Origin of the sequence: Nesterenkonia sphaerica (assembly GCF_005771565.1) — a bacterium.
GTDB lineage: Bacteria > Actinomycetota > Actinomycetes > Actinomycetales > Micrococcaceae > Nesterenkonia > Nesterenkonia sphaerica.
The window spans coordinates 1-951 of sequence record NZ_VAWA01000054.1; the positions used below are offsets into that span (position 1 = coordinate 1).

Annotated in this window: 1 protein-coding gene and 1 pseudogene; both read left to right on the top strand. The window is 59.9% G+C overall.

Translation table 11 applies throughout. The annotated features are described in order from the left end of the window. Window positions 1-268: 268 nt before the first annotated feature. Window positions 269-382, top strand: a pseudogene (locus FEF27_RS13735) (hypothetical protein); the annotation flags it as partial. 109 nt (window positions 383-491) lie between these two features. Next, the coding region (locus tag FEF27_RS13740) for a recombinase family protein (protein WP_243729256.1) at window positions 492-951 on the top strand (460 nt) is incomplete at its 3' end.

The window sequence follows — 951 nt, forward strand, 5'->3', positions numbered from 1 at the left end:
CCGGCTCCACGAGCACCTGGGCCACCAGACCCCCGCCGAAGTGGAGGCGGCCTACTATGAACACCAGCGGGAGGAACTTCCCGCATCAGAAAAACGGAACTGAACCCAGTACGGTTCATTGGGATACGGCTTGGGCATGATGACAATCCTTCCAGGCCCGGGGTAACCGAGCCAGATCAGTTGTCACCTATCCTGCATCAGCCCCATCGCCTATTGCATCGTCCATAAAGTCGACCGACTCGCCCGCAACCGCAGCGATGACGTCGCCATCCACCTCGCTCTCCAGCAAGCCGGAGTCATGCTGGTCTCCGCGACCGAGAACATCGACCAAACTCCCTCTGGGATGCTGCTACACGGGATCATGTCCTCTATCGCCGAGTTCTACTCCCGCAACCTCGCCACCGAGGTCACCAAAGGTATGACCCAGAAAGCCATCGGCGGCGGCACCATCGGCAAAGCCCCTATCGGCTACCTCAACATCCGCACCACCGATGCACTCGGCCGCGAGGANATACGCCTCAGGAAACTGGACCGTCAGCCAGCTCCACGACGAGCTGACCTCCCGCGGGCTCACCAGCCTACCCACCCCGAAACGACCATCGAAGCCCTTAGCAATCTCCTCAGCACACCGAATGCTGACCAACCCCTACTACAAAGGCGATGTGATCTACCGCGGCACCCGCTATCAAGGCAGCCACCAGCCCCTGGTCCCACCCGAGGTCTGGTACCAGGTCCAGTCAGTGATGAAAGCACACAAATCCGCCGCCGAAGCCACCCAACTTCACGACCACTACCTCAAAGGAACCGTATTCTGCGGTGCCTGCGGCTCCCGACTGATGGTCTCCAACGCCAAGAACCGCCACGGCAACGTCTACCCCTACTTCGTATGCTCAGGCCGACACTCCAAACGCACCGACTGCACGGAGCGTGTCAAATCAAATGAAACATGGA